Annotated in this window: 19 protein-coding genes, 5 tRNA genes and 1 pseudogene; 4 read left to right on the forward strand and 21 right to left on the reverse strand. The window is 37.1% G+C overall.

The window, feature by feature from the left end:
• Window positions 1-22: 22 nt before the first annotated feature.
• From rpoB to ACO1O5_RS14540, 7 genes are all read right to left on the reverse strand, one after another.
• Window positions 23-3832, reverse strand: a complete 3810-nt coding sequence (gene rpoB, locus ACO1O5_RS14510) for a DNA-directed RNA polymerase subunit beta (protein WP_486271415.1) — start codon at window positions 3830-3832, stop codon at window positions 23-25.
• A gap of 237 nt (window positions 3833-4069) precedes the next feature.
• Entirely contained in the window at window positions 4070-4444 is a 375-nt protein-coding gene (gene rplL, locus ACO1O5_RS14515) for a 50S ribosomal protein L7/L12 (protein WP_486271416.1), read from the reverse strand.
• Window positions 4445-4551: 107 nt separating this feature from the next.
• Entirely contained in the window at window positions 4552-5211 is a 660-nt protein-coding gene (rplJ, locus tag ACO1O5_RS14520; protein WP_486271417.1) for a 50S ribosomal protein L10, read from the reverse strand.
• Window positions 5212-5264: 53 nt separating this feature from the next.
• Complete coding sequence (gene rplA, locus ACO1O5_RS14525; RefSeq protein ID WP_486271419.1) at window positions 5265-5954, reverse strand: 50S ribosomal protein L1; 690 nt, start codon at window positions 5952-5954, stop codon at window positions 5265-5267.
• 43 nt (window positions 5955-5997) lie between these two features.
• Window positions 5998-6444, reverse strand: a complete 447-nt coding sequence (gene rplK, locus ACO1O5_RS14530) for a 50S ribosomal protein L11 (protein WP_486271421.1) — start codon at window positions 6442-6444, stop codon at window positions 5998-6000.
• Window positions 6445-6597: 153 nt separating this feature from the next.
• A complete protein-coding gene (locus ACO1O5_RS14535; protein WP_486271422.1) occupies window positions 6598-9063 on the reverse strand; it encodes a helix-turn-helix domain-containing protein in 2466 nt (821 codons plus the stop codon).
• Window positions 9064-9149: 86 nt separating this feature from the next.
• Window positions 9150-9494, reverse strand: coding sequence for a single-stranded DNA-binding protein (locus ACO1O5_RS14540; protein ID WP_486271423.1), 345 nt, complete (start codon window positions 9492-9494; stop codon window positions 9150-9152).
• Window positions 9495-9721: 227 nt separating this feature from the next.
• Here ACO1O5_RS14540 and ACO1O5_RS14545 point away from each other — a divergent pair, with 227 nt between their 5' ends.
• Window positions 9722-10120 (forward strand): hypothetical protein, encoded by a 399-nt coding sequence (locus ACO1O5_RS14545; protein WP_486271425.1) that lies wholly within the window; start codon window positions 9722-9724, stop codon window positions 10118-10120.
• 54 nt (window positions 10121-10174) lie between these two features.
• On the opposite strand, the gene nusG is transcribed toward ACO1O5_RS14545, so the two are convergent.
• From nusG to rpsU, 11 genes are all read right to left on the reverse strand, one after another.
• Window positions 10175-10810 (reverse strand): transcription termination/antitermination protein NusG, encoded by a 636-nt coding sequence (nusG, locus tag ACO1O5_RS14550; protein WP_486271427.1) that lies wholly within the window; start codon window positions 10808-10810, stop codon window positions 10175-10177.
• A 2-nt stretch (window positions 10811-10812) separates the two neighbouring features.
• Window positions 10813-11007 carry a preprotein translocase subunit SecE gene (gene secE, locus ACO1O5_RS14555; protein WP_486271429.1) on the reverse strand — a complete coding sequence of 65 codons (195 nt, stop codon included), beginning with the start codon at window positions 11005-11007 and terminating at the stop codon, window positions 10813-10815.
• Window positions 11008-11104: 97 nt separating this feature from the next.
• A tRNA-Trp gene (locus tag ACO1O5_RS14560) sits at window positions 11105-11175 on the reverse strand.
• Window positions 11176-11328: 153 nt separating this feature from the next.
• Window positions 11329-12516: an elongation factor Tu gene (tuf, locus tag ACO1O5_RS14565; RefSeq protein WP_486271431.1), complete on the reverse strand. Its 1188-nt coding sequence runs from the start codon at window positions 12514-12516 to the stop codon at window positions 11329-11331.
• Window positions 12517-12590: 74 nt separating this feature from the next.
• A tRNA-Thr gene (locus ACO1O5_RS14570) sits at window positions 12591-12662 on the reverse strand.
• A gap of 83 nt (window positions 12663-12745) precedes the next feature.
• Window positions 12746-12818: transfer RNA gene (locus tag ACO1O5_RS14575), tRNA-Gly, on the reverse strand.
• 46 nt (window positions 12819-12864) lie between these two features.
• Window positions 12865-12946, reverse strand: a tRNA-Tyr gene (locus ACO1O5_RS14580).
• Between the two features lie 86 nt (window positions 12947-13032).
• A tRNA-Thr gene (locus tag ACO1O5_RS14585) sits at window positions 13033-13106 on the reverse strand.
• A gap of 289 nt (window positions 13107-13395) precedes the next feature.
• A complete protein-coding gene (locus ACO1O5_RS14590) occupies window positions 13396-13695 on the reverse strand; it encodes an HPF/RaiA family ribosome-associated protein (RefSeq protein WP_486271433.1) in 300 nt (99 codons plus the stop codon).
• Window positions 13696-13892: 197 nt separating this feature from the next.
• Window positions 13893-14795: a site-specific tyrosine recombinase/integron integrase gene (gene xerA, locus ACO1O5_RS14595; RefSeq protein WP_486271435.1), complete on the reverse strand. Its 903-nt coding sequence runs from the start codon at window positions 14793-14795 to the stop codon at window positions 13893-13895.
• A gap of 67 nt (window positions 14796-14862) precedes the next feature.
• Window positions 14863-15060 (reverse strand): 30S ribosomal protein S21, encoded by a 198-nt coding sequence (rpsU, locus tag ACO1O5_RS14600; RefSeq protein WP_486271437.1) that lies wholly within the window; start codon window positions 15058-15060, stop codon window positions 14863-14865.
• A gap of 96 nt (window positions 15061-15156) precedes the next feature.
• On the opposite strand from rpsU, the gene ACO1O5_RS14605 reads away from it, so the two are divergent.
• The 3 genes from ACO1O5_RS14605 to ACO1O5_RS14615 are packed head-to-tail and all read left to right on the forward strand — an operon-like array spanning window position 15157 to window position 18436.
• Window positions 15157-15753: a riboflavin synthase gene (locus tag ACO1O5_RS14605; RefSeq protein WP_486271439.1), complete on the forward strand. Its 597-nt coding sequence runs from the start codon at window positions 15157-15159 to the stop codon at window positions 15751-15753.
• Entirely contained in the window at window positions 15753-17315 is a 1563-nt protein-coding gene (locus ACO1O5_RS14610) for a hypothetical protein (RefSeq protein WP_486271441.1), read from the forward strand. Before ACO1O5_RS14605 ends, ACO1O5_RS14610 begins: the two co-directional genes overlap by 1 nt.
• A 26-nt stretch (window positions 17316-17341) precedes the next feature.
• Window positions 17342-18436, forward strand: coding sequence for an acyltransferase family protein (locus ACO1O5_RS14615; RefSeq protein ID WP_486271443.1), 1095 nt, complete (start codon window positions 17342-17344; stop codon window positions 18434-18436).
• 13 nt (window positions 18437-18449) lie between these two features.
• On the opposite strand, the gene ACO1O5_RS14620 is transcribed toward ACO1O5_RS14615, so the two are convergent.
• From ACO1O5_RS14620 to ACO1O5_RS14630, 3 genes and pseudogenes are all read right to left on the reverse strand, one after another.
• Window positions 18450-19853 (reverse strand): MBL fold metallo-hydrolase RNA specificity domain-containing protein, encoded by a 1404-nt coding sequence (locus ACO1O5_RS14620; RefSeq protein WP_486271445.1) that lies wholly within the window; start codon window positions 19851-19853, stop codon window positions 18450-18452.
• 60 nt (window positions 19854-19913) lie between these two features.
• Window positions 19914-20417 (reverse strand): DUF4442 domain-containing protein, encoded by a 504-nt coding sequence (locus tag ACO1O5_RS14625; RefSeq protein WP_486271447.1) that lies wholly within the window; start codon window positions 20415-20417, stop codon window positions 19914-19916.
• A gap of 135 nt (window positions 20418-20552) precedes the next feature.
• A pseudogene (locus ACO1O5_RS14630) lies at window positions 20553-20882 on the reverse strand (penicillin-binding protein 1C); the annotation flags it as partial.

Genomic DNA, 20882 nt, shown 5'->3' on the forward strand with positions numbered 1-20882 from the left:
AAATTCCCATCAGTTAAAAAGGTTATTCAAATTGCAAATCCAATCCCAAACCTCTTAACTCGTGTACCAATACATTGAACGATTCCGGAACACCTGGTCTTGGAATATTATCGCCTTTAACAATGGCCTCATAAGTCTTGGCTCTTCCGATAATATCATCAGATTTCAAAGTCAACAATTCCTGCAGGATATTTGATGCACCATATGCTTCCAATGCCCACACTTCCATTTCACCAAAACGCTGACCACCGAATTGTGCTTTACCTCCTAAAGGTTGTTGCGTAATTAAGCTGTATGGCCCGATTGAACGTGCATGCATTTTATCATCAACCATGTGGTGTAACTTGATAATGTAGATGATACCCACCGTAGCTTTTTGATCGAAGCGATCGCCGGTTTCACCATCATACAAATAAGTATGTCCAAAAGTTGGCAGGTTGGCTTCTTTAATTTGTTCTGCAATTTCGGCAACAGATGCGCCGTCAAAAATTGGAGTGGCATATCTTTTATCTAATTTTTCGCCAGCCCATCCAAGAACAGTTTCATATATCTGTCCGAGGTTCATACGGCTTGGTACACCCAATGGATTTAATACGATATCAACCGGAGTTCCGTCTTCAAGGAACGGCATATCTTCCTGGCGAACGATTTTTGCCACAATTCCTTTGTTTCCGTGACGTCCTGCCATTTTATCTCCCACCTTCAACTTACGTTTAACAGCAAGGTAAACTTTTGCAAGTTTCAATACACCTGCGGGTAATTCATCACCAATTGATATATTGAACTTCTCTCGCTTGTATCTTCCGAGTTCTTCGTTGTACTTAATATTATAATTGTGCAATAATGTGTTGATGTGATCGTCAGTCTTTGCCTCGCTAGTCCATCCCAGGGGATTTACATTCTGGTAGTCAATGTTTGAAAGATTCTTTGGAGTGAATTTAGAACCTTTACCAATAAGCATTTCTCCAAAATTATTATATACCCCCGCAGAAGTTTTATCTTTCAACAAAACCAAAAGCTTGCTGATAAGCAATTCTAATTGATCGGCCTCATTCTTCTCATGGGTCTTATCAATCTTTTCAAGGGAAGCCTTTTCTTTTACTTTACCGTTCTTATCTTTCTTAGCACGCTGGAATAATTTCTTATCGATTACTACCCCTTCTGTTCCACTTGGAGCCTTGAGTGAAGCATCTTTTGCATCACCCGCTTTATCCCCAAAAATTGCTCTTAATAATTTTTCTTCCGGAGTTGGATCACTTTCGCCTTTAGGAGTAATTTTTCCAATAAGAATATCACCTTCCTTAACTTGTGCACCTATCCTTATTACACCATGCTGATCCAGGTCTTTTGTCGCTTCTTCACTTACGTTAGGAATATCAGGTGTTAGTTCTTCTTCACCTAATTTGGTATCTCGTACTTCCAATTCAAACTCGTCTATATGTATCGAAGTGAACAAATCTTCTTTCACCACCTTTTCACTTATAACGATAGCATCTTCAAAGTTGTAACCTTTCCAAGGCATGAATGCCACTTTCAAGTTACGACCCAGCGCTAATTCGCCATCTTTTGTTGCATATCCTTCGGTTAAAAAATCTCCTGATTTTACTGTTTGTCCTTTCTTTACAGCAGGGCGTAGATTGATACAAGTGCTTTGGTTTGTTTTAATAAACTTAGTAAGCCTATATATTATCAGATCTTCTTCGAAACTAACTAGTTTTTGAGATTGATTCCTGTTATATCGAACATGAATTTCATTTGCATCAACATACTCAACAACTCCATCGCCATCGGCATGAATCTGAATCCTTGCATCACGAGCTGCTTTACCTTCCAGACCTGTACCAACTATAGGAACTTGTGGAAGAATTAATGGAACAGCCTGGCGTTGCATGTTAGAACCCATCAAAGCCCTGTTGGCATCATCATGCTCGAGGAAAGGAATTAGTGAAGCACTCAATCCCACAATTTGGTTGGGCGCTACATCCATATATTCCACTTCATTTTTATCAAGAATAGGGAAATCACCTGTTTCTCTCGACTTTACTTTATCATTCAAGAAATTTGAATGATCATCAAGAGGCGCATTTGCCTGGGCAATTTTTGCAGTATCTTCTTCTTCTGCGCTCAAAAAATACACTTTCTTCATGTCTACATGCCCATTATTCACCTTGCGATAAGGAGTTTCGATGAAACCCATTTCGTTGATTTTTGCGTGTACACAAAGCGTAGAGATCAAACCGATGTTTGGACCTTCAGGAGTTTCAATTGTGCAAAGACGACCATAGTGAGAATAGTGAACGTCACGAACTTCAAAGCCTGCACGCTCCCTGCTTAAGCCACCGGGGCCGAGCGCTGAAATACGACGTTTATGTGTTATTTCACTTAAAGGATTTGTCTGATCAAGAAACTGCGATAATTGAGATGTTCCAAAAAATGAATTGATAACAGAAGACAAAGTTCTTGCGTTAATCAAATCCACAGGAGTAAATACTTCGTTATCTCTTACATTCATCCTTTCACGAATAGTACGAGCCATACGGGCAAGACCAACGCCAAACTGAGCATACAACTGCTCTCCCACGGTACGTACACGACGATTGCTTAAATGATCAATATCGTCAATTTCACTTTTTGCATTCGTAAGTAAAACGAGATACTTGATTATTGCAATAATATCTTCTTTAGTTAAAACCTTCTTTTCGATAGGATAGTTTAAACCAAGCTTACGATTGATTTTATAGCGACCTACTTCACCAAGATCATAGCGCTTATCGCTGAAGAACAGTTTATCGATGATACCACGAGCAGTTTCATCATCAGGAGCATCCGCGCCTCTTAACTGGCGATAAATATGCTGCACGGCTTCAATCTCACTGTTAGAAGTATCCTTATTTAAAGTATTGTAGATAATTGCATAGTCACCACTCACTTCTTCTTTCTGAATGAAAACACTTTTCACCTCGAGCTCCAAAATCATAGCGATATTGTCTTCATCTAAAATGGTATCTCTTTCCAACACTATTTCATTTCTTTCAAGACTCACTACTTCACCGGTATCTTCATCCACGAAATCTTCAACCCATGTACGCAAAACTCTTGCCGCTAAACGCTTCCCAATATTGGCATGAAGTGTTTTTTTATCAGCCTTCACTTCTTCCGCCATTCCAAAAAGCTCGAGAATATCTTTATCAGTTTCGTACCCGATAGAACGTAATAAAGTTGTTACAGGGAATTTTTTCTTACGATCGATGTATGCATACATAACATTATTAATGTCTGTAGCAAATTCCATCCACGCTCCTTTAAAAGGTATAACCCTTGCAGAATAGATTTTTGTTCCGTTTGGATGCACTGACTGACCAAAGAATACACCAGGTGAACGGTGAAGCTGACTTACAACAACTCTCTCCGCACCGTTTATTACGAATGTACCGCGGGGAGTCATGTAAGGAATGTTTCCAAGAAAAACGTCCTGAACAATGGTCTGGAAATCCACATGTTCTTCGTCATTACAACTAAGTCGAAGTTTAGCCTTAAGAGGAACAGCATAAGTCAGTCCTCTTTCAATACATTCTTCAATTGTGTAACGTGGAGGATCTACAAAATAATCCAGGAATTCCAGCATGAAAATGTTACGGGTATCCGTAATAGGAAAATTTTCCTTAAACACCCGAAACAATCCCTCAACATTACGCTTATCGGGAGTAGTTTCTAACTGGAAAAAGTCTTTAAAAGATTGTATCTGTATCCCCAATAGATCAGGGGTTTCCGCCAAATGTTCAATTTTTCCAAAACTGATTCTTTGATCTGGAGCTACTTTAGTTGGAGCCATATTTTAGTTAAAATATTTTAAAGTGAGAGCGCCTCTACAAGGGTAATTACAGGTATTTTGTCACTTACCCGAAAATAAAGGAGTGCAAAAGTAAGCATTATTATTCAAATATCTGGAAAGTGGGTTTTCCCCAAAATAATTTAGGGAAATTTTAAATTCAGCCATTTGAACCAAAATGCTAAAAGTAAGCAAAGGCTAGGTTTATACCCAGCCATTGCAATTATTTAATACAAAACATTATTGTATTTCAACATCAGCGCCGGCTTCGGTAAGCTTCTTCTTGATTTCTTCTGAAGTTGCCTTATCAACCCCCTCTTTTATCGCTTTTGGAGCGCCATCAACAAGATCTTTCGCTTCTTTTAAACCCAGGCCTGTAAGTTCTTTTACAATTTTTACTATTCCAAGTTTGTTAGCGCCGGGAGCTTTGAGAATTACATCGAAAGATGTCTTTTCTTCTACTGCTGCAGCTCCACCACCTGCATCTGCGCTGACTACTACTGCTGCTGCTGCCGGTTCAATCCCATATTCTGATTTTAAAAATTCAGCTAATTCCTGAACTTCTTTTACTGTTAAGCTTACTAAACTTTCAGCTAATACTTTTACGTCTGCCATTTTATTTGATTTAATTTTTTCCGACTTCTCTCCCCAACAATTACCAGGGTCCGCCGGAGTGTTTTTAAAAAAATTGTTTATTTAAAATTTTTGAATATTAATTTTGATTAAGCCTCTGCTTTGGGTTCAGCCCCTTCAGCTTCAGTCTTTGGCGAGTCTTCAGCTTTTATTTCCGCAACGGGGGCTTTATCCTCAGTTGTTGGAGCAGGCGCAACCTCCACAGTTATTTCCGGTTTAACCTCTACTACCGATTCTACCTTCGCTTCGGTCTTTTCAGCAGTTTCAGGCCTGTTCTGTAAAGCACCAATCACACGCTGAATCGGCGACATCAATAAACCAATAACCTCACCAATAAGTTCATTTTTTGTTTTAATTCTTGTTAGAGCAACTAATTGATTGTCGCCAACAAAAATATCGCCATTTAAAAACGCCGCTTTCAATACCGGCTTTTCGGCATTTAATTGTTTTCGAAAACTGCTGATAATAAGTGCAGGTTCTTTAGGGCTCTCACTAAACATTAAAGCCGTTACCTGGTGCAATGAATCGTAAACACCAGAATATTTATCATTATCAAGACTTTCCAGTGCTTTTTTGATAAGCGTGTTTTTTGCTACCCGCATCTCCACTTGTTTATCAAAACAATGACGACGAAGGTTATTAATCTGCGCTACGCTGAGATTTTGAGTATCTGTTACATAAAAGTTAGAGTACTGAGAAAATTTACCTTTCAAAGTATCAATTACTTCCTGCTTTTGTTCTTTATTCATACAATGTGTTTTGCTGCTTGAGTTGCAATTAACAACGAAGCAAATAATTTTTATTAGTTCTGAACAGATTTTGCATCTATAGTAATGCCCGGGCTCATCGTGCTGGCCATGCTAAGGCTTTTCAAATAAGTTCCTTTTGATGTTGAAGGCTTTAATTTAATAATTGCATTGATTAGTTCCTGACTGTTTGCTTCAATTTTGTCCGAAGAAAAACTAACTCTTCCTATTGATGCATGCACGATACCTACTTTATCAACTTTAAATGCAATCTTACCACCTTTCACATCATTAATGGCGGCTACAACATCATTTGTTACCGTTCCTGTTTTAGGATTAGGCATCAGGTTTCTCGGACCCAATACTTTACCAAGTCTACCAATTTTAGGCATTACAGAAGGAGTTGCAATAATCACGTCAACATCCGTCCAGCCACCTTCAATCTTGGTAATAAATTCATCAAGACCTACAAAATCAGCACCAGCATCTTTTGCAACCTGTTCTTTATCGGGAGTACAAAGCACCAGGACTTTCTTTGTTTTTCCTGTGCCATGCGGCAGAGAAACAGTACCACGTACTGCCTGGTCAGCCTTCTTTGGATCGACACCCAGGCGTATATGAAGATCTACAGAACTATCGAATTTAGTTGTATTAATATCTTTTATAAGGGATGAAGCTTCCTTAAGCGAGTAGCTTTTATTTTGATCAACCTTAGCGTTGGCTTCTTTTCTTTTTTTAGTAATCATTTTTTCAAAAGTTTATCCCGATGGCTATCGGGACTGTGTACAATTAATTTTTTTCCCAGGGAGCGGTTCCATCTACTGTTAAACCCATACTGCGGGCAGTACCGGCCACCATTTTCATCGCGCTGTCCAGAGTAAAAGCGTTAAGATCTGCCATTTTATCTTTGGCAATTTCTTCCACCTGTGCCCAGGATACTTTACCTACCTTGTTTCGATTGGGCTCTTTGCTGCCGCTTTGAATTTTGGCTGCGTCTTTTAATTGTACTGCAGCTGGAGGAGTTTTTATGATAAAATCAAAAGATTTATCTCCATAAACTGTAATGAGAACGGGAAGAACTTTCCCTTGTTTGTCCTGGGTTCTTGCATTGAATTGCTTGCAGAACTCCATGATATTAATACCTTTTGAACCGAGAGCAGGGCCTATTGGCGGTGCAGGATTGGCTTGTCCGCCTTTGCATTGAAGCTTGACGTAGCCCGTTATTTCTTTTGCCATAATTTATTTTTTGGTGTTAGCGCCTCGCCTACGGCGGGCTCCCATATAATGATTTCTACTAAAGAACTTTTTTTGGGAGGGCAAAGGTATAGAAATAATTTATTATGACAAGAACTTTTTTAAATGCCAAGAAAGTATGGAAAAAATATATACTTATTCTTTTTCTGAGGCCAATACAAATCTTATTTCGCTATAGGAGATACTTTCAGGCAAATTCTCCTTCAGCACTTTGGTGTTTGAGCTTCCATGAGATTTTATAGCAGACTTTATAAGGAGCTGCTTCTCGACAGAGAGTATCTTGTTAATATCGATGTCGCCGTTGGCAACATACCAGGTCAGATGGCCTTCAATGGTATTGATTGTAAAATTCCGTTCTTTAGCAATTTCGGCTATCGATTTTCCTTCTTTATATAAGTTGTATGAAACCTCCTTCGTTTCCGGTTTTACATCGTTGCTTTTTTCTTTCCTTTCTTTTTTTGGATTAGCCTGTTTTGCTGCAATATTAGTTTCAACATTAGTTGCGGAGCAATAATCCTGCACAGCCTGCAAAATATCATCGCCATATTTTCCAACTTTGGCTTTTCCAAATCCATTTATTTGCAGCAAATCATTTTTGTTTAAGGGAAGATAGGTTGCGATTTCAGCAAGGGTGGCACGGTTGGCGACCATATAAATTGGGATGCCGGTTCTATGACAAACCTCATCTCTCCAAATCTTAAGCCTGTTGTATAATTCATCATTGGGAATATCAGCAAAAGTTTGTTTTTTGCCACTAGCGTATATTGACAGACTAAACTTAGGTTGAGCAAATTTTAATTTATGGTGCAAAAAGGAGGTAACAGAAAACGATTGTTTACAATACTGTAAAAAATAATTTGCAGTGTATATAGCCAATGCAATTTGATTGAGATATTCATTTATTGCATTGGCGACTTCTCTATGTTCGGTAATAATCGGGTGATTTTGGATTTGATGCAGGTAAGCAGAAAATCTTGAATCAAAATGATTAGCTGCTGCGTTAATCCTTTTTTGGAGCGCTTGATTATTTTCAATTACCGGTTCTTCTTTCATTAACGTTGCCACCTGGTCAATAAATTTTAATCCCACGTTACGATCGGCCAAAAAATTATTCTTAAAATCCTGTGTCCAGGCTATTCCCTCATTATTTAGCCGGTGCCTGTGTTCATTAATTTGGTAAGATAATCCGTCCAAAAGCTCATAAATTTCATTGAAAGAAAAGATGCCCTCCAGTAATTGTTGTGTAAAGATTTGTCTCGCTCCGTTGAACCTTTCTGCGAGAGACCCTTTATGTGTGAGTGACTGCTGACCCGTTATAACGTTTTCGTTAATGTATATGGCCGCTGAAGGAATTTTTGATAACAGTACAATGCCATCCAGGCTCGTACACCGGCTCAAGGCCACATACACCTGGCCGCTGCTAAAAGCCGCACCGGCATCAATCATTACCTTCTCAAAGGTAAGGCCCTGACTTTTATGAATAGTTATTGCCCACGCGAGCCTTAGTGGAAATTGAGTAAATGTCCCCAGGGTTTCCTGCTGCAACTTACCATCGTTCCTATCTAAAACGTATCGTGAATTTTCCCATGTTTCAGGTAACACGCGAATGTCTGTTCCATCACAAGTAACAATAATCTCATCATTTTTTAATGCTTTTATTACTCCAATTTTTCCATTAAAATATCGTTTCTGAATAGCATCATTCTTTAAAAACATAACCTGGGCTCCCACCTTCACTACGAGAGAACCTTCTGCAGGATAGCTATTTTCCGGAAAGTCATCTTCAATTATCGCTTCATAGATGAAGGATGGACTTAGCAGTTTTTGTAACTCACGTGCATTAATCTGGTCTGCCAGGTTATTGTGTGAAGTAAGGGTAATAAAGTTTTCGTCAATCGCGGGGCGAAAAGACGGATTATATCTTATGTGCAAATCTTCGAAATCATCAGCATTCATGCGATTATTACGGACTTTATTTAACAGCGCAACAAACGAATCTTCTTTTTGACGGTAAATTTTGTTCAGTTCTATTAACAAAGGCATTTGTTCCTTAATAACCAGGCTATCGAAGAAAAAGCTGGATGAATAGTATTCCTGCAAAATCTCCCATTCATGTCGCTGAGCTACAGGTGGAAGCTGGTGCAAATCACCGATACATAATAGTTGAACACCGCCAAAAGGCGCATCGTATCTTCTCCTGACTGATTTCAAAATGGTATCTATTGCATCCATGGTGTCGCAACGCACCATACTTATTTCATCAATAACAAGTAACTCCATTTTACGAAGCAATTGCTGCCGCTGTTTGTTAAACCTGATTTTAGCAAGCAATTCATCTTTATTATATTTCGTAGGCACGAAAGGATGAAAAGGCAATTGAAATAAACTATGTAATGTAACACCGCCGGCATTAATTGCCGCCACTCCTGTTGGCGCTGCTACTATGATATTCTTGGAACAATTTTCCTTTAGGTATTTTAAAAACGTGGTTTTGCCTGTTCCAGCCTTACCAGTCAGAAAAATATTTTCACTTGTTTCGGTCACAAACCGAAAGGCAAGATCAAATATTTCATTGCGCTCAATTGAGTTAAGATTTTGCATTACCTCCTAATTATTTTGTTTTATAAAGAGAACCACGGGTTGCACAAATTTATTTACATAAAAATGAAAACCCGTGGTCAATATAATTAAGCGGATGCTTTGCCCCCCAACAATAATAATTCATGCACTTGTATTTCTGTGCTGTACTTTTTGTTACCGTCTTTGTCGGTGTAATTGTTATTCATCAACTTTCCTTCAATCGCAACTTCGCTGCCTTTGGTTAAATATTTTTCAGCAATGTCTGCTACTTTACCCCAGGCAATTACGTTGTGCCATTGTGTTTCTTTCACTTTTTCACCTTTGGCATTATGGTAAATTTCATTGGTTGCGATGGAAAAGCGAACGAGCTTTTTACCGCTTTCTGTGTTACGTACTTCAGGTGCACTACCTAAATTTCCAATTAACTGAACTTTGTTTTTTAAAGCATTCATGACTTTGAGTTTTGTGCTCACCATTTTTTGATGAACTTGTTTTTAAATTGTTTTTTATTTCAGTTGACGAATCAAAATCATTTCGTTTCATCAACACCACAAAGATGCAATGCCGTATAAGCCTTATTCGTATTTTAAGCGTTTATAGTTGGATATAACCGTTTGTAAGCGCTTGTACTTACAAATGTTTTGGTGTATCTTCCGGCTATAAATCAATACAGATAAGCATGACAGCCGAAATGAAACCCCGACTTTGTCTCAACTGCGAGAAGCCCGTAAAAGGGCGAACGGATAAAAAGTTTTGTGATGATTACTGCCGTAACAATTATAACAACCAATTAAAATCGAATACAATTAACCTGGTGAGGAATATTAATAATGCGCTGGGAAAGAACAGGCGCATATTGGAAAGCGAGTTTACTGACGGAGAAGAAATGGCTAAGACCACGCGACATAAGCTGATTCAAAAGGGTTTTCAGTTCAAATATTTTACAAATACTTATACCAATAAGAAAGGCAATGTATATTTTTTTTGTTACGACTTGGGTTATCTGCCGTTAGAAAATGATTGGTATTTATTAGTAAAAAGAAAAGAAGAAGGTTCCCTGTCCTCCAAAGGAGCCTAATAAAAAAACCCGCTCGATTGTTTGAGCGGGTTTCCAAAATCTATAAAATGTGTCTTAAGATATTTTTTCTACCTGCATGTAATTTAATTCAACAGGAGTTGCACGACCGAAGATCTTAACCTGAACTTTCAACTTCTTCTTTTCATCAGTCACTTCTTCAATTACACCGTTAAAGTCGTTGAATGGACCATCAATAATTTTAATGGTTTCTCCTACGATAAATGGCTCACTCATTGTCATTCCGCCAGCGTCAGCCATTTCATCAACCTTACCCAGCATTTTGTTAACTTCTGCTTTTCTAAGGCTGATGATGTTACCTTTTGAGCCTTTACCATCGGTTAAAAAATGCATGACATTGCTAATGTTGCTTAAATGCTGCACAATTTCGTCAGTCAATTTTCCATCAATAACTTCTATCATTACATAACCTGGATAAAAGTTACGTTCTCTCATTACTTTTTTACCATTCTGAACCTTATAAACTTTTTCAACTGGTAGAAAAACCTGTAGAATTAGTTTATCCCACCCGTTTCTAATAATGTCTTTGTCGAGATATTCTTTTACTTTTCTCTCTTTACCACTTACAACCCTTAAAACATACCATTTTGTTTCCTTTTCAGGCACAGAAGATTTTATCTCCTCCTTTTCATTGGTTGTAGTTTCCTGCTCTGTATTATTAGTATCTGTCATAATTACTGAAATAAAGAATATATAAATTTTAAAACACCATTGGACGCAAAATCCATAAGCCAAACAATTGCTGTAATAATAATGGTAGCCGCTAACACAATCATCGTGGATTGTTGCAATTCCTCCCATGTTGGCCATGTTACTTTTTGCATCATCTCTTTATAAGAATCCCTGATGTATAACGATATTTTATTCATAAAAAAACAATTTCGAAATTTTAAAAATGCCTCAATTTGAAAATTATTCAGGCACAGCATTTACTCTAAATAAAATCCAACCCTCTTAATTCATTTGCACGGGCACAAGGATTCGAACCCTGATCAAAGGTTTTGGAGACCTCTATTCTACCGTTGAACTATGCCCGTAAATGGTCTCCCAAACCCTCCGAAGAATGGATTAAAAGACGCTAAATTTTTGAAGAACTTTTTAAAAAACAAAGTACCAATGGATAGTTACCAAAGGTACTTTGTTTTTTATTATAGCCTTCCCAAAAGTCCCTCTTCGGGATTTAGGGGGCCTTATTTTAATATCTCAGTAACCTGTCCTGCACCTACTGTACGTCCACCTTCACGAATTGCAAACTTCAAACCTTTTTCCATTGCAATTGGAGCAATTAACTTAACAGTAAGACTTGTATTATCACCAGGCATCACCATTTCGGTTCCTGCAGGTAATTCTACTTCACCAGTAACGTCTGTAGTTCTGAAATAGAACTGTGGACGATACTTTTGAAAGAATGGAGTATGACGCCCGCCTTCTTCTTTACTTAATACATAAACTTCTCCCTTAAATTCAGTATGAGGAGTTATTGACCCTGGCTTACAAAGAACCATACCGCGACGGATCTGTGTTTTTTCAATACCACGTAACAATAAACCTGCATTATCACCAGCTTCACCTTCTTCCAGTAATTTCTTAAACATTTCAACACCGGTAACAGTTGATGTTAAAGGCTTTTCCATTAAGCCTACAATTTCAACACCTTCACCAACTTTTATACGACCTCTTTCGATACGACCTGTTGCAACTGTTCCACGACCAGTAATTGAAAACACATCTTCCACACTCATAAGGAATGGCTGATCAACCGGGCGGGGAGGTAAGGGAATGTATGAGTCAACTGCATCCATCAAATCATCAATGGCTTTAACCCACTTTGCATCTCCTGCTAAAGCACCTGTTGCGGAACCTTTAATAATAGGAGTATTGTCACCATCGAACCCGTTTTTGGTTAATAGTTCACGAATTTCCATTTCCACCAATTCTATTAATTCAGGATCATCCACCAAATCAACTTTGTTCATGAAAACAACCATACGTGGCACACCAACCTGGCGGGCTAACAATATGTGCTCCCTGGTTTGGGGCATAGGACCATCAGTAGCTGCAACCACCAAAATAGCACCATCCATTTGTGCAGCACCCGTAATCATGTTCTTTACATAATCCGCATGACCTGGACAATCAACGTGTGCATAGTGACGATTTGCTGTTGCATATTCAACGTGTGCAGTATTAATTGTAATACCCCTTTCTTTTTCTTCAGGAGCACCATCAATATCATCATAATTTCTTTTCTCCGCCAAACCTTTTTTAGACAAAATATCGGTTATAGCGGCAGTTAGCGTTGTTTTACCATGATCCACGTGACCGATAGTACCAACGTTAACGTGGGGTTTATCCCTTTTAAAATTCTCTTTTGCCATTTTATTTGTTTTTAATATTTGATTTTAAAAATTTTATCGTAAAAAGAAACAGATCATCTTTTAATATCAATTTGAGCTGTTGATGAGAATTGAACTCACGACCTCTTCCTTACCAAGGAAGTGCTCTACCCCTGAGCTACAACAGCTTGTTATAGCCAGTGGTCACTGGCCAGTAGTCAACAAAACAATTCTTAAATGACTAATGTCTTAATGACTAATGACTACCAAGAGCGGAAGACCGGGCTCGAACCGGCCACCTGAAGCTTGGAAGGCTACCGCTCTACCAAATGAGCTACTTCCGCTTTTAATATTATCGATGCTATTTCAAAAAACTAATTTCGATCTAAGTGGGCAGTGGTGGATTCGAACCACCGAAGTCGAAGACAGCGGATTTACAGTCCGCCCCATTTGGCCACTCTGGTAACTGCCCGTTCCACTTTACAATCAGCAATGTGCAATTTAAAAACCAATAACTCTTAATTGCCCTTTGCCTATCGCATATTATATATAGAACAGAGCCAGTGGAGGGATTCGAACCCCCGACCAGCTGATTACAAATCAGCTGCTCTGGCCAACTGAGCTACACTGGCAATTGCCGCAAATACACACTTGTAATGAACTTCCCCAAAATGCATACCTATATAGGTTTTTTTTTGGGAAGGCAAAGGTAATGCAAAATGTTTAATGGAAAAATTTTGAAAAAGAAAATTTCACGTTGATAAAGCACGCTGTTCTAAATGATCAGAAAAGTATTACTGTGTCCGGTAAAATACAGGCAAATTAAGCTTTGTCATACACCTTCTCTAAATAAGATTTCAAAATAGTCGACCAAAAAAAATCCCCCAAAAAAGGGGGACTGATATAAATAAAATATTGCAATTACGCCGCCATCTTTTCCTTCTTTCTTTTCATTTGCGTTATAACAGAATCGAGCGCTATGTCAAAACTTTCTTCGAAAGATTTGGAAGAGTGTTTTACAAAGAAATCATGTCGCGGCACGTGAACCTTAATTTCAGCGATCTTGTCTTTAATATTGTGAACCACATTATCCAGCTTAAGAAAGACATCTACCTTGGTAATCCTTTCATGGTACTGTGTAAGCTTTGAGAGTTTTTTCTCCACATAGGTAACCAATTTTGAATCGGCTTCAAAATGAAGCGATTGAATTTTGACGTTCATAAAAATCATAAATTTTAACGGTGAACAATAAAGAATAATTCGATTGAATTTAATAGGTTGTAAGCAATAAACAATTTTGAGGTGAGTCATGAAAACTGTTTGAATGAAGTTACATTCCCTAACGCATTTTTCAAAGGAAAATTTCATATTTATTTAATTTATATTCCCCCCGAATTTAGCTTATACTCCTGCAAACTTTATGATTTAGGATGAGCCAGCTTATGAACTTCCTTTAGTTTGTCAATTGAATTATGAGTATAAATTTGTGTAGATGCAAGACTGGCATGACCAAGCAGTTCTTTTATAGCATTGATATCGGCACCGTTATTGGTTAAGTGTGTCGCAAAAGTATGCCTGAGTACGTGAGGGCTTTTTCTTTCGTTGGTAGAAACATCTCCAAGGTATTTTTTTACCACATTATAAACATATTTAGGATACAGTTTCTTTCCCTTACTATTTATAAACAAAAAACCTTTTTGTGCTGCGTTACTATTAGTATTCTTTTCAGCAATATACTTTTCAATTACTTTAAGTAAAGTATTATTTACCGGAATTATTCTTTCTTTATTTCCTTTACCCAAAACTTTAATAGTTCCTTTACTAATGTCAATATGCGATTCTTTTATATTAATGAGTTCGCTGAGCCTTATCCCTGTTTGATAAAAAATCATCAATAAAAGTTGGTTCGTTTTACCTTCCCAGGTATCGGGAAATTCAACATAACTGAATAATGTTTTAATATCTTTCTGCTCAACAAATGATGGCAGCCGCTTTCTTATTTTGAGCGATGTAATTGCAGATACGGGATTCACCTCTATCTTATTCATTTTAAGCTGGTACTTAAAAAATGATTTTAGTGTAGATATTTTTCGGTTAATGGTTTTGGAAGTAATCTTGTTTTCTTTTAGAGATGCAAGCCATGAACGAACTACCGAAGCGGAAATTTCGGCTAATTGAAGTGATCCATATTGCAAGACAACAAAGTCAAAGAATCCCGTAAGATCATTTTCGTAAGAAATGATAGTATGCCTGGAATATCGCTTTTGAAAAGTGAGGTAATTCAAAAATTCTCCAATAGGATAAGCTTCAGGTATAGGCATAAAAAAACGGTAGCTGTAAAGTTAGTAAACTCAGGCTATCCGTAAGAAGATTATAAATTAAGTGAATCTATGCTTCTATTTTTCCGCTGGCAATTTGCTGCTTGTAAACTGCCTTCAAAACCTCACCACGCCTTTTTACAGAAGGCTTGGTAAAAGACTGACGCTCACGAAGCTGCAGCAAAGTGCGGCTTTTCTCAAATTTTTTCTTGTACTTTTTGAGTGCTTTATCAATATTTTCGCAATCTTTTGAATCAATAATGAGCATAAATTTTATTCTTTTATTTTTTTAGGAATGCGAAGATAAAGTAAATTTCTAAATTTAGAAATCCTAATTATAAAAAGCTCACCTAAATACAAAACTATGTTTACCGGAATTATTGAAGCTTTAGGGAATATTAAAAGTGTGTCGGCAGATAGAACGAACAAAACTTTTTGGGTTAATAGCAGTATTTCGTCCCGCCTAAGAATTGATGAGAGTCTTTCCCATAATGGTGTATGCCTTACAATAGAAGAAGTTCACGATAACGCACATCGTGTTACAGCCATTCAGGAAACTTTAGATAAAACCAATCTCCAAAACTGGAAAGAAGGAGATATTATCAACCTGGAGCGCTCCATGCAAATGAATGGACGCTTTGATGGCCATATTGTGCAAGGACATGTAGACGGAACCGGCAAATGCACTTCAACAAAAGATTTTGATGGCAGCGTTGAATATATTTTCAGCTTTGATGAAGATAAAGCTCCATTAATAATCGAGAAAGGGTCAATATGCGTAAATGGCGTAAGCCTTACTGCATTTAATGTGTCTAAAAATAATTTTAGCGTTGCAATAATTCCCTACACGTTTGAGCATACCAATTTCAAAAATATTAAAGAAGGCGACCTTGTAAATTTAGAATTTGACATGCTCGGCAAATATGTGGCACGCATGATACAACTCAATGGAATGAAATAATGAGATTAAAGCATTTACTTTTTTTTCTTGCTATTTACTGTTTTTTATTTTTCATACTTTTTCCGGGGTATCGTTTTGTGATTGATCCTGATGCTACCGGTTATTTCAGCGTTGCAGAACAATTAGCCAAAGGAAATTTTCACAATTCAATAAATGGCATCTGGAGTCCGTTAAGTTCATGGCTGCTAACTCCTTTTATAAAATTAAATTTTGACGAAATCCTTTCAGTCAAATATTTAAATGGACTATACGGATTCATGAGTGTGGCTGCGTTTTTCTACTTATTAAAAAAATGTAAGACAGACCTTTCTATTGCAACAGCAACGATGTTTGGTGCAGTTTTGCTGATTGTACATTTTACCTTTGATCGCTTATTTGGTGACTTACTGGAATTGTTATGTTTGTTATTGTACCTGAATATTATTTGTTCCGAAAAATTTGGCACCAGTTATAAAGGAATCATTTTAGCTGCGCTGGCAGGAGCAATGGCTTTTTATGCGAAGTCATATGCCTTCTATTTTGTCCTCATTCATTTACCCATTGCTATTTATTTAGCGAGTGGCAAAAATTCAAACAAAAAAACTTCAACATTATTTCTTAAAAAGGCTTTTGCCGGAATATTTGTTCTTTGCCTAACGGCCAGTTTTTGGATCGTTACATTGAATTTAAAATATGGGCATTTTGTATTAGGACAACAAAACATTTCCGGTTCCCTTTCGCCTGCTTATAAGCAACCAAGGGTTGTTTTCTATACACCACCTTTCGCCGGAGCCTACTCGATTTTTGATGATATAAGTTACGAGAAATTTAGTAACATCACGCCTTTTACTAATGCCAAAGTTTTTATAGCACAATTAAAACTAATTGCATTTAATGCTTTAAAAACTGTCGAGCATTTTAATGATTTCTCATTTGCATTTATAACCATTATTGTACTAGGTATTTTCTTTATTGCTGCCAGGTTGAGAAGTTTTTCGAACCAAAATAATTTGACAGTACTTCTGAGCTTTATTATTATTTGGCCATCCGGTTTTTTATTATTTCATTCTGAACCGAGATATCTGTGGATCGTTAGTCTATCTGTATTACTTCTCGCGGCGATATTATTTTCTCTTTTAATTGACAACTTTTCTTTCAATAAAAAATACCTGTATTTATTCAGCCTGGTAATTATCGGAAGTTTTTATTTATATCCAATTATCGAATTGAAAAATCAACATGGAGCTGGCAAAAATTATTTTGAAATTGCTGCTGCCTTAAAAGAAAAGAATATTAATGGCAACGTGCTATTTTGCAATCAAAGCAGCGAAGATTTTTCCGAATCCGTTATAATAAATTATCTCGCTAATTGCAGACATTACGGTCCTTTTACTACAGATTATAATACACAGGAAGTTATCGATGCTGTCAAAGAATATCGCATCAATTATTTTATTCTTTATTATAAAACACGTTATCAAAAAGATTTAATATTACAAGACTCGCCGGCATTAAACCCATCAAATATTTTAAGTGATATTTATCCCGGTATAATCGTATTGGCATTCAACCAAAAAAAATAACGATCAAATAAAATTTCAGACTATTAATGAAAAACCAAACAACTGAACCAAAAGGCCATATCCCGCAATTGGATGGCATAAGGGGTTTGGCAATAATATTGGTACTATCATTTCATTATTGGGGCAACGTTCCTTTATTTTCATTCGGATGGTGTGGCGTTGATCTGTTTTTTGTTTTGTCCGGTTACTTAATAACATCCAGGCTTATCGCTCTACAACAACAAAAAAATTCTCTGCAAAAATTTTATATAAACAGGGCATTGAGAATTTTGCCATTGTATTATCTCGTTCTTATTATATTTTATGTCGGGTTCAATTTGCTGGTAAAAAAGCAAAACTTATATTTATTTGAATTCTACAATCATAACTGGTTAAGTTTTGCACTGTTTTTTCAAAACTGGAGTTTGATATTTTACAATGGATTAAAGGAAAATTTTTTAGACCACTTCTGGTCGCTGGCTGTTGAGGAACAATTTTATCTTGTGTGGCCCTTTCTTTTATACTTGTTCTGGCAAAAGAAATATTTTTTCAACCTCATTTTTACAATCATCATTTCAATAATAATTGTAAGAACGGTACTATACATAAATCATCCGGGCATTTTAGATTACAAATATTATTTCTACAATTCGTTTTGCAGAATGGATGGCTTTTTAATAGGGGCTTGTTTATATATTTTTCAAAAAAATAGAAATAACACGGTGCCTTCATTTTATTACCTGGGTGCATTCATAATTATTATTGCCGGAATATTCTTAACCGGCAATGCAAATGGTAACAATCCATTTCTGAGCACAATTGGATTCAGTTTAATTGCAGCAACATTTGCAGGGTTAATTGAATATGCAACCAATAACTCCAATAGACTATTATCCACAATATTTAATTATCCATGGTTAAAATTTACAGGAAGAATTTCTTATGGCTTATACATTTTCCATTTAATAATCTTGAGAAGTTTGCAACTCAGAATTGAAAATTGGCTGGTGAAATCGGGAAATTTTAACGAAGAGGCTGCAAACGGCGTTTCCCTGTTTGTTTGCCTTATAATAAGTTACTTTATTAGCGTGATAAGTTATTTTTATTTTGAATCATATTTTCTGAAAAGAAAAGTGCGATGATAAGCAGAAACATTTATGTCAATCCAATTTCCCAATGCCTCGGCGGAATTTCAACATCAGTAAATCCTTTACTCATTAAACGGTTTTTAAAATCTAACTGTACATCGTATTCGCCGTGCACCAAAAATAATTTCTTTACTTGTTTAGTATCCTGGCAGGCAAGCCATTGGCTCAAATCATTATAATCGCCATGAGCGCTCATACTTTGTATTTCACCTATCTCTGCATGCACTTCATGTGTTTGTCCGAATATGCCAACTTCTTTCGGATGCAATTTTAACCTGCCTCCTAATGAATTGGGTTCGCAGTAACCGGAAAATAAAATGGAATTTCGACTGTTCTCAATATTATTGCTGATGTGATGTTTAACCCGTCCCGCTTCGGCCATACCACTTGCTGAAATAATTACGCAGGGCTCGTTCAGGTAATTTAAAGACTTACTTTCTTCTACGGATTTAATGAAATGCAGTCCTTTAAAACCAAACGGATCATTATCGCTTTGTAATAATTTTTGAATACGGTTATTAAAATATTGAGGGTAGCTTTTAATAATAACGGTAGCTTCAAGACTTAAAGGACTATCTACAAAATATTTCAAGGGAGGCAGGCGGTTTTCATTTTCAAGCTGGTTTAAAAAAAATAATATCTCCTGCGTGCGGCCTACACTAAATGCCGGGATAATCAATTTCCCTTTTTTCTGTAAACATGTTTTTGTTATCCATTGCAACAAGGCATCAGCCGTACCGGTAACTTCATCGTGTAATTTATTTCCATAAGTAGATTCCATAATTATATAATCCGCCTGCGGAAAAACTTCGGGGGATTTTAATATTACATCCCGGTATCTCCCAACATCTCCCGAGAAAGTAAGATGCGTCTCTTTTCCGTTTTCGTTTATTTTTAAATGAACAGTTGTGCTGCCGATTATGTGGCCGGCATCCAAATACATGAACTGAACATTTTCGTCTATGCGATGCCATTGTCCATATTCGACGATCTCAAAATAATCCAATGCTTTTACTGCATCTTCTGTTGTATATAATGGTTGCAGGTAAGGCCTGCCTTGCACGGCACGGGTTTTGTTTTCAAACTTCAAATCATTTTCCTGGATGCCTGCACTATCTGCCATGAGAATTGCAGACAAGTCTTTTGTTGCATCTGTTGCAAAAATCTTCCCTGCAAAGCCCTCTTTAACCAACTTTGGAATAAGGCCACAATGATCCACATGAGCATGCGACAGAATTAGATAATCTAATTCTGCAGGAACGAAACCAAAATCACGATTTAACTCCTCAGTCTCATCGCCCACACCCTGGAACATACCGCAATCCAGTAAATATTTTTTGCCATTTTTTAAAGTGAGTAAATGTTTGGAACCAGTTACCGTGCGGGCTGCGCCGTGAAATGCAATCTTCATAATACGTTTTAATATTTAAGCATTGAATATTGAAGATAAGAAATCAAATTACAAAATGATTTATGAGACTTTAATCTTAGCGGTCTTAGATTTAAACGACCATGTAAATAAAAATTCTGCTACTATTTCTCCCGATTTATTTTTCCCGGTTGATTTCGCCACAATACTTCTTCCTTCTCCTGTTGCAATTGCTTCATCTATTGTGGATGTAATATCCTTGCCTTGCTCACAAGTAAAAAAAATGGCTCCTGTTGCTTTTTTAAAATAGATCGCTTCCATTTTTGTAACGAGCATTGATATTAATGGCTTTCTTTTATAGACATTACTTAATGCAATCACGCCGGTACTCATCTCGGCTGCCATAGCAAGTGAAGCAAAATAAATAGAACGAAACGGATTTTGCGTAAGCCATTTATAAGGAACAGATGTAATGCATCGTTCTTCGGTCAGTTCTCTGACTCTAACGCCTGAAAAAAATGCTGCCGGTAGTTTATAAAATATAAACAGGTTGAATTTAAACGGATGATGCACCAATTTAAAAAAAGATTGTTGATAAGTATTCATTAATATTTATTTAGCCTCACCCCAACCCCTCTCCAAAAGGAGAGGGAACAAAACCTTCGGCGGGTGTGGATTGTGAAAGGACCAAAATTATGTGCAGTAACGACATCGTACATCAAACATCGTACTTCGTATATGTCATTTCTCCTTCTCCAAAATCTCAAACTCCCTGCTAACACTTTCGCCATTTTCATCCACAATAGTAAGCAAATGTTTTCCGGGAGCCGGACTTAATGCCATCTGATGGAAATTTATCGTCGTGCCAATATAGTCATCGTCAAGGTGCCAGAAGATTTTACTTCCCGGTTTTCGGTTCGCCGCAGTAAAAATAGTTTTTCCCCGCTTGCCATCAATTTCCAACGGCACATAAATTTTCGCGTTCTGAACCGGATATATTATCTCCAGTTGTTTACCTGTTTCGGTAACCTCACAGCCAGGCTTAAACGAAGGCAAAGGTTTATAATCATG

Source organism: Ginsengibacter sp. (assembly GCF_057362405.1).

What these genes read in the sequence shown, in the direction of transcription:
- rpoB (WP_486271415.1), bottom strand. Translation starts at nt 3,832, where the DNA reads ATGGCTCCAACTAAAGTAGCTCCAGATCAAAGAATCAGTTTTGGAAAA.
- rplL (WP_486271416.1), bottom strand. Translation starts at nt 4,444, where the DNA reads ATGGCAGACGTAAAAGTATTAGCTGAAAGTTTAGTAAGCTTAACAGTA.
- rplJ (WP_486271417.1), bottom strand. Translation starts at nt 5,211, where the DNA reads ATGAATAAAGAACAAAAGCAGGAAGTAATTGATACTTTGAAAGGTAAA.
- rplA (WP_486271419.1), bottom strand. Translation starts at nt 5,954, where the DNA reads ATGATTACTAAAAAAAGAAAAGAAGCCAACGCTAAGGTTGATCAAAAT.
- rplK (WP_486271421.1), bottom strand. Translation starts at nt 6,444, where the DNA reads ATGGCAAAAGAAATAACGGGCTACGTCAAGCTTCAATGCAAAGGCGGA.
- ACO1O5_RS14535 (WP_486271422.1), bottom strand. Translation starts at nt 9,063, where the DNA reads ATGCAAAATCTTAACTCAATTGAGCGCAATGAAATATTTGATCTTGCC.
- ACO1O5_RS14540 (WP_486271423.1), bottom strand. Translation starts at nt 9,494, where the DNA reads ATGAATGCTTTAAAAAACAAAGTTCAGTTAATTGGAAATTTAGGTAGT.
- ACO1O5_RS14545 (WP_486271425.1), top strand. Translation starts at nt 9,722, where the DNA reads ATGACAGCCGAAATGAAACCCCGACTTTGTCTCAACTGCGAGAAGCCC.
- nusG (WP_486271427.1), bottom strand. Translation starts at nt 10,810, where the DNA reads ATGACAGATACTAATAATACAGAGCAGGAAACTACAACCAATGAAAAG.
- secE (WP_486271429.1), bottom strand. Translation starts at nt 11,007, where the DNA reads ATGAATAAAATATCGTTATACATCAGGGATTCTTATAAAGAGATGATG.
- tuf (WP_486271431.1), bottom strand. Translation starts at nt 12,516, where the DNA reads ATGGCAAAAGAGAATTTTAAAAGGGATAAACCCCACGTTAACGTTGGT.
- ACO1O5_RS14590 (WP_486271433.1), bottom strand. Translation starts at nt 13,695, where the DNA reads ATGAACGTCAAAATTCAATCGCTTCATTTTGAAGCCGATTCAAAATTG.
- xerA (WP_486271435.1), bottom strand. Translation starts at nt 14,795, where the DNA reads ATGCCTATACCTGAAGCTTATCCTATTGGAGAATTTTTGAATTACCTC.
- rpsU (WP_486271437.1), bottom strand. Translation starts at nt 15,060, where the DNA reads ATGCTCATTATTGATTCAAAAGATTGCGAAAATATTGATAAAGCACTC.
- ACO1O5_RS14605 (WP_486271439.1), top strand. Translation starts at nt 15,157, where the DNA reads ATGTTTACCGGAATTATTGAAGCTTTAGGGAATATTAAAAGTGTGTCG.
- ACO1O5_RS14610 (WP_486271441.1), top strand. Translation starts at nt 15,753, where the DNA reads ATGAGATTAAAGCATTTACTTTTTTTTCTTGCTATTTACTGTTTTTTA.
- ACO1O5_RS14615 (WP_486271443.1), top strand. Translation starts at nt 17,342, where the DNA reads ATGAAAAACCAAACAACTGAACCAAAAGGCCATATCCCGCAATTGGAT.
- ACO1O5_RS14620 (WP_486271445.1), bottom strand. Translation starts at nt 19,853, where the DNA reads ATGAAGATTGCATTTCACGGCGCAGCCCGCACGGTAACTGGTTCCAAA.
- ACO1O5_RS14625 (WP_486271447.1), bottom strand. Translation starts at nt 20,417, where the DNA reads ATGAATACTTATCAACAATCTTTTTTTAAATTGGTGCATCATCCGTTT.